Below are 7,426 nucleotides of genomic sequence, written 5' to 3'. Positions count from 1 at the left end.
TCTCTTCCCTCTCCTTGTCTCTTCAAGGTAAATTCCTCTTTTAATTCCAGTTTCTTTACCTTTCACTTTTTTGTACCTAAGTAGTTACCCCTGGAAGCTCTTATTTCGGCGAAAACGCTAATTTGATGGAGAATAAGGGTCTCTACTAGCTCTTATCTTATCCGGTTACCGCCCAATCCCCCGCACCCCCAACTCCCCTCACTCCCCTCCCAATACCGCCCATATACCCAACCCATAGGGTCCCGCGTACCTTCCGACTATTACTTCACTTTCCCAATCGCTAGTCGGTCTATAAATGGAAGACAAGATCCCCTATCCCGCTGTACAATTCCGTCCGCCACGATCGACATGGTACGGCGATCATCCATGCCTGAGCATTGCAAGCGCAACTTTCGGAACGCGGTGTCCGGTTACACGCAGACTGTCCGGCTATGCTTGCCCCAGCATCTCAACACCTCCTCCTCTTTCTCTCCTCTGCTCGGACTCCCGGCGAACGGCGATCTCCCACCGCCCCTCGGCGTTAGAGCAATCTCATGAATATATTTGTGCAAACGAATGTGAAAATTGCGCGTTTGTGTTTGATTGTGTGCAGAGGCTGCCCCCCCCGCGCCATATGGCCTATTCGCTGTAAGAATCAACAATGCCTAGCAACAGTTATGAAGTTTATGTAATTGTATTGACTACACGCCATGGCAAATATATACTGGAAACGAGTGCATATGAACAATTATACTAGAAAATCGAGCTAATTCGCGCAAAAAGAGAGGGGGGTTCTCATGTTGCCTGCAGAAAGGAAATTACGCATCGTAGAGTTTGTGAAGGAGAAGCGGGTAGGAACCGTTGCCGAGCTGGCCAAGGAATTTCAGGTGCACGAGGCGACGATTCGCCGCGATCTGGCGGAGATTGAGCAGGAAGGGTTGCTGCGCCGAACGCACGGCGGGGTAGTCGTAGACCGGGGAGCCAATATCGAGCCTTCGTTTTCGGAGCGGGCGGGCGATCAGCTCGAGCAGAAGAAGCGGATTGGCAAGAAGGCGGCTGAGCTGGTCGAGGACGGGGATCATATCATTTTGGATTCGGGGACGACAACGCTTCATATCGCCCAAAACTTGATCAACCGGTCCAATCTGACGGTCGTGACCAACGATATGAACGTAGCCGCCGAGCTGCGTGACGCTTCCGGCGTAACCGTCATCGTGACCGGGGGGCAGCTGTACCGCTCCAGCTATATGCTGAACGGCATGTTCACCGATCATGTCCTCGGCTCGCTGCATGTCCAGAAAGCGTTTATCGGGACGCCGGCGATCCATCCGAAGTTCGGGCTGACCCATCCGGAGGCGCAGTTGATTCCGGCCAAGCAAGGAATGATCCGGGCGGCGCAGGCGATTATCGTCGTAGCGGACGATACGAAGATCGGCAAAGTATCGCTGCATAACGTAGCGCCGCTCCATGCCATCCACACGTTCGTGACGGGAGCCGAAGCTTCCGATCTGCAGTTGAAGCCTTTCCGGGAGTCCGGCGTAGACGTCATCACGGTATAACGGTATAACGGTATAACGATACGGTCCGCGACCCGCTTTCCCGGCCCCTCTATTGGCGGGCGGAGAAACGCTCGAACGATTTTGGCAATTAGGAGTAAACGTTCATATCGCTCAAAACTGGAAGAGGGGGCTGTGCATGAAAGAGCAGACAACAACAACCATCGTTCCATCCCGAGCTTATCGTCTGCTTCAACCGAAACTGATCCGTGAAGTCGTTCTAGAGCACACCGTTCCTGACGGTTATGTCGTCGTCGAACCTACGCTTGCGAGTATCTGTCATGCGGATTTGCGCTATTACACTGGGCAAAGAAGGCCGGAAGCGCTCGCTCGGAAGCTGCCGATGTCGCTCCTTCACGAAGGAATCGGCAAAGTGGTAGTCAGCAGGGATGCAGGATGCAAGGAAGGGCAGAACGTAGTCATCGTTCCGAATATGCCGGGGTATATGCTCGACGGAGCGAAGCGTGAGGATTGCTGCCCGGCATGCCGGGGAGCTGCGGGAGACAATTATTGCTACCGGGGACGTTTTCTCGGAAGCGGCATAGACGGAATCGCCCAGCGGCGAATCGTCGTTCCGGCCGGCTGCGCCATTCCGGTGCCGGAAGAAGTACCGGATGAGATCGCGGTGCTCACGGAGCTATGTTCCGTGTCGTATCAAGCGATCACCCGCGTCAAGGAACGTTGGGGGAATATGAGCGCGGCAGTATTCGGCGACGGGCCGGTAGGGTATTTGACGGCGGCGATGCTGCATCACGCGGCCGGACTTGACCAGGATCGGCTGCTCGCGTTTGGCGCGATCGAAGAAAAGCTGGAGCAGTTCCAGTTTGCCAGAAGAGAGCTCGTTCAGCAATTCGATTTCGGCGCAGCCGAACCGGTTGATGTGGCGGTCGAGTGTACGGGAGGACGTTTCAGCGAAAGCGCGGTGAACCAGGCGATCGATCTGCTGAGGCCGGGAGGCGTATTGATCCTCATGGGCGTGACGGAGGAACGGGTGCCGATCAACACGAGGGACATTTTAGAGAAGGGTATTACGGTCATCGGGAGCAGCCGCAGTATGAGCCGGGACTTCCAGGCGGTTATGGAGCTGATGAGACGCCCGTCGTGCCAGGAGACGCTGCGAAGATTGCTGCCGGAGCGGACGAAGCCGGTCCGCAAGGTGGAAGACTATATCGAAGCGATGGAAGAAGCGGCGGCCCATCGTGATTGGAAAAAAACAGTGCTGGAATTCCACTGGTGACCAGACCGTGAAATTCAACAGCACCGCACTAAGAAAATAAACATAACCATAACCAGTATAAGGCAAATCCGCACGGATTGCCAACGAAACGAAGAAAACGGAGTGATCGGACGATGGCGGAGACGAATCAAGTATACTGGCAAGCGCACCGGGGCGGCGGAGCTTACGAAGCGCCCGACAACACGATGGGAGCGAACCGTTATGCGTGGTCGCTTGGAGGGATTCCGGAGGCGGATATCCGGACGACCAAGGATGGGGTCATCGTCTGCCTGCATGACACGACTCCGGCCCGGACGACGACGGCGCCTGCAGACGTGAGTCATCTCCCGATCTCCGAGTTTACCTTCGAGGAAATTAGCGCTTGGGATGCCGGTGTCAAGTTCGACGAGAAATTCCGCGGGGAGACCATTCCCGCTCTCCGCGAAATGTTCGAGGAGATGAAGGGAAGACCGGAGCGCCTCGTTTATCTGGATCTCAAGCAGGTCGATTTGGAGCAACTCGGTAAACTGATCGGCGAGTATGGCATTAATAAACAGGTGATTTTCACTCATAATATTCAGGAAAATTGCAAAAGTATGAAACGCATCGCATCCGGCGTGCGGACGATGCTGTGGATCGGCGGCGGCCCCGAGCGGATTATGGATACGTACCGTCAGGCGCGCGATTCCGGATTCGACGGGTTGGACCAGATCCAGTTCCATATCAAAGCCGGCGGAGACGAAGGATGGCCGTTCCAGCTGGAGGAACCATTTTTGCGGGAGGCATTGTCTGAAACGTTGGCGGCAGGAGTAGACTTGGAAGCGCTGCCATTTACCTTTGACGGCAAATCGATGGATCTGCTGCTGAACTTGGGAATCCGCTGGTACGCGACGGACGAGCCGGCACGGTTTCTGGAATGCGTGCAAAGCTGGCAAAGCCGGCAAAACGAGTAAGCATGAAGGTGAGAGGGGAAACCGACACATGAATTATAAGAAATCTTTATATTTAGGGATGGCCGCAATGCTTCTTGTTCTAACCGCTTGCGGGCAAAATGGCGGAGGGTCGGCGAACCCGGCCGGAGAAGATCCGAAAAAACCGGAGGAGCCGCCGCAGCCTGTCAAACTAACGATCGTGAACAACGGGGCCGGCATTACCCCGGACAACCTGGAAGAGTTCGTTTTGAAGCCGGTTCGCGCCAAATATCCGCATATCACCGTTGAGCTGCTGACAGGACGGTCGCTGGATCAACTGATAACGGCCGGCGATACCCCCGACCTGGTGGCGACAAGCAACTATTACATGCACGACATGATCGACCGGGGACTAGCCAGCGACTTGAACGAGTTCGTCACTAAGGAAAAAACCGACCTGACCAAGTTCGAGCCGGAGGCGATCAACGTTCTGAAGTCGTTCGGCAGCAAGGGCGAGCTGTTCGGAATGCCGTTCGCGATGAACTACGGAATTCTTGCGTACAACAAAGACCTGTTCGACAAGTTCGGCGTGCCGTATCCGAAGGACGGGATGACCTGGAGCGAGACGATCGAGCTGGCTAAGAAAATGACGCGCAAGGACGGCGATACGCAAATTATCGGCCTCGACTTCACGTCGGCAACCGCGCTTACCCGGGCCTATTCGCTGCCGACAGTCGATGCGAAGATGGAGAAGCCGATTCTGGACTCGGAAGAATACAAGAAAGTGTTTTCGGTCATTCGGCAAATCTATGACATTCCGGGCCAGTTCGATCCGAAAACGAATTATGCCAAAGACAACATCGACTTTTTCCTGAAGGACCAGAAGGTAGCCATGCAAGGGTATTGGCTCGCGGCGCTCGCCTCGCGTGTGAAGCCGCTCAAAGACTCGGGCAAAGATTTCAACTGGGATCTGGTCTCGTTCCCGTCCTTTGACGATCGTAAAGGTATCGGCCGCGAAGTCGACTTCCACCTGATGACCATCACCCCGGCCAGCAAAAACAAGGCGGCGGCGTACCAGGTCATTCAGGCGATGATTACCGACGAAGCGCAGAAGGAAATGAACAAGGGCAGCCGGATGACCGCCTTTAAGGACGAGGAGCTTCGCAAGCAATTTGCCAGCAGCATGGATATTTTCAAAAACAAAAACCTGGCCGGCATATTTAAAGTGAAGCCTGCCGTGCCGCCGATGGGCACGAAATATGACGCCAAAAACTATACATACGTCAACGATGCGATGAAGGCGATGCTGGGCGGTACCGATATCAATACGGCGCTCCGGGAGGCCAACGAGAAGGCAGTCAAGGCGATGGAGGAAGAGAAGCAGAAGGCCAAATAAAGCTTAAGCGTCAAACAAGGCACGGAAGCGGCGAGCGGACAAGCCCCCCGGTTACGGCACGCAGCAGTACCCCAGCATGAGCAGCCAGGGGGCTCCCATTGCCGTATGCTCAACCGACAGGGAGGAATGGGTAACGTGAATAAGGTACACGGGGAACGATCCGGCGGTTTGACTCCGGGCAAGGGACGCGCGATCAGCAGGAGAGCGCTGTTGTCTACGATGGGCGCAGTGGGCATGGCCGCCGCTATGGGGAGTTTCGCTAAAGCGGCGGGGGCGGCCCCTAGCGTAGCGGATTCGGTGTACGGCGGGGAAATCGCAGGAAGAACGGACGGCGAGTATGCGAAGCTGACTCCGAATGAGCTGATGAAACTGAAGTTGTGCTTGTCCGCTACGATCAGTGAGCTTCGTGCCGGCAAACGCCCGCTGATATCCGACATTTATTATGTAACTGACCGCGGCCGTGAAGGGTTGTTCGTATATGACGGATCGGACGCTTCTTCGCCCGACAATGACGGGACGGTCGTCGTAACGGCTTCGGGAGACCGGTATATCCGCAGGACGGAAGCGGCTTCGCCAATCGATGTCCGCTGGTTCGGGGCGGCGGGCGACGGAGTCAGTGATGATACGGATGCGATTCAGGCGGCACTGGAGGAGTCGCTCCGTTTGGGAAGCGCTGTTATTCGTGTCCCGGCCGGCAGGTATAAGCTGACCCGGAGCTTGCACCTGTACCGCAATACCCGTCTGCTGCTGGACGATACAGCTGTGCTTATTCGCTCGCACCGGGGCGCTCTGCTGATGAACTACAAGACGAGCGATCTCTTTTACGGGTATGAGGGGAACGGCAATATTACGATAGAGGGCGGAGTCCTCGACTGCAATGCGCACGGGTTCCTTAATCCGAGCGTGGGTATCGCCTTGGCCCACTCCGGCGGCATCACGATCCGGAGAGTTACCCTTAAGGATGTTCCGCTTGGCCACGCGGTCGAGCTGACCGGCGTTGAGGATGTGCGGATCGACGAGTGCGCCTTCCTAGGATTCGTAGGCGACAAGGACCGGTATTACGTAGAGGCGATCCAGCTGGAACCGGCAACGCAGGCAGGCTTCGGCGGTTTTGCGAAGGATCATACCGCTACCCGTCTAGTGACGGTGACCCATTGTTATTTCGGAGGCAGCGGCACGCCGGGCACGGCTCCGTGGCCTTGCGGCATCGGTGCTCACAGCGCGGGAGCGGATAAATTTTACGACCATATTACGGTAACGAACAACACGTTCGAGGGCAGCAGCTACTGGGCGATCCGGCCGTTCAAATGGAGAAACTCGATTGTCAGCGGCAATTATATCCGGCAGGCGGCGGGAGGCATATTCATTACGATGCCGGCGCCGGGTTCGGCTTCCACGAAGGATGAGCACGGCGTCGTATGGCCGACCCAGCCGGCGAGCAATCTGGTGGTCGAAAGCAACATCATCGAGAAAGCAAGCGGCACCGGCATTTATGTGGAGGGTCAGCAAGCGGCTCCGATCCACAACGTGGTCATAATCGGGAACGTCTTCCGAGATGTGGGCGGACATGTCATCCAGCTGAAGTCGTGCGATTTCAGCATCGTCTCGGACAATATTATGGAGACGGGCGCCAAGAACGGATTGCTCGTCGCGGATTGCACGAGAACGGAGCTGACCGGCAACGTGATGCGGGATATCGGCTTCTATGGATTCAATGTCGGAGGTGCCACGTCGCTGCTGACGATCCGGGACAACAAGATGATCAATGTCAGCCAGATCGGGGACAACCGGTACGACGGAATATATTTGTCGGGTTCCTCCTCCGACTTCCGGGTGGTCGGCAACCAGATCCGGACTGAACCCGGCAAGGCGAAGCCGCGCTACGGCATGAACATCCACAACACCGTTACGAACATAACGCGCTACGGCAACGATCTGCGCTGCGAGGCGGCGTCCGGGTCGCTGCGCGATTTATCTCCGGAGCCGGTCACCTCTCCGGCGGATATGGAGTAGAGACAATAATAAAGGCAAAAAGCCCCGATCCGTTTATATAGGCGGACGGGGCTTTTTGGGCGTGGCGGCAGGATTTTATATGATGGGTACACCATTTTACTGGCGTGTGTTGCGCACGATCTTGCCGTTAGTTACTTGCAGAGAAGGTGATCTATTAAGTTAACGGGCAGTTTAGCGCAACACTGCAAAGTTGTTGAATCATCAAGAAGGAATTATTTGGTATACGGTAGAAGTTAATTATTTAATTATTAGAAGGTTTTAAAACATAGCCTCTCGGAATTAGACAGGAATTGAAGGAAGATGGTGGAAGAAGCACGAGGTTGGGAGCTGGAAGTCATGGAAAATGAAAACCAGT

General features: G+C 55.5%; 5 protein-coding genes. All 5 read left to right on the top strand.

Annotation, left to right across the window (positions count from 1 at the left end; genetic code table 11):
* Positions 1–776: 776 nt before the first annotated feature.
* The 5 genes from IDH45_RS33590 (at position 777) to IDH45_RS33570 (ending at position 7,071) form a co-directional block, all read left to right on the top strand.
* A complete protein-coding gene (locus tag IDH45_RS33590; RefSeq protein WP_190932526.1) occupies positions 777–1,538 on the top strand; it encodes a DeoR/GlpR family DNA-binding transcription regulator in 762 nt (253 codons plus the stop codon).
* A gap of 136 nt (positions 1,539–1,674) precedes the next feature.
* Positions 1,675–2,772, top strand: coding sequence for a zinc-binding dehydrogenase (locus tag IDH45_RS33585; RefSeq protein ID WP_190932525.1), 1,098 nt, complete (start codon positions 1,675–1,677; stop codon positions 2,770–2,772).
* A gap of 113 nt (positions 2,773–2,885) precedes the next feature.
* Positions 2,886–3,704 (top strand): glycerophosphodiester phosphodiesterase, encoded by an 819-nt coding sequence (locus IDH45_RS33580; protein WP_190932524.1) that lies wholly within the window; start codon positions 2,886–2,888, stop codon positions 3,702–3,704.
* Positions 3,705–3,732: 28 nt separating this feature from the next.
* A complete protein-coding gene (locus tag IDH45_RS33575) occupies positions 3,733–5,058 on the top strand; it encodes an ABC transporter substrate-binding protein (protein ID WP_190932523.1) in 1,326 nt (441 codons plus the stop codon).
* 135 nt (positions 5,059–5,193) lie between these two features.
* Positions 5,194–7,071, top strand: coding sequence for a right-handed parallel beta-helix repeat-containing protein (locus IDH45_RS33570; RefSeq protein WP_190932522.1), 1,878 nt, complete (start codon positions 5,194–5,196; stop codon positions 7,069–7,071).
* Positions 7,072–7,426 lie beyond the last annotated feature (355 nt).

It is taken from the genome of Paenibacillus oceani, from assembly GCF_014705615.1.
Lineage (GTDB): Bacteria > Bacillota > Bacilli > Paenibacillales > NBRC-103111 > Paenibacillus_AB > Paenibacillus_AB oceani.
The sequence above is the reverse complement of the archived record's forward strand: the minus strand, read 5'-3'. Positions and strand labels throughout refer to the sequence as shown.

Coding starts and splice junctions, on each gene's coding strand:
- IDH45_RS33590 (WP_190932526.1), top strand. CDS start 777: ATGTTGCCTGCAGAAAGGAAATTACGCATCGTAGAGTTTGTGAAGGAG.
- IDH45_RS33585 (WP_190932525.1), top strand. CDS start 1,675: ATGAAAGAGCAGACAACAACAACCATCGTTCCATCCCGAGCTTATCGT.
- IDH45_RS33580 (WP_190932524.1), top strand. CDS start 2,886: ATGGCGGAGACGAATCAAGTATACTGGCAAGCGCACCGGGGCGGCGGA.
- IDH45_RS33575 (WP_190932523.1), top strand. CDS start 3,733: ATGAATTATAAGAAATCTTTATATTTAGGGATGGCCGCAATGCTTCTT.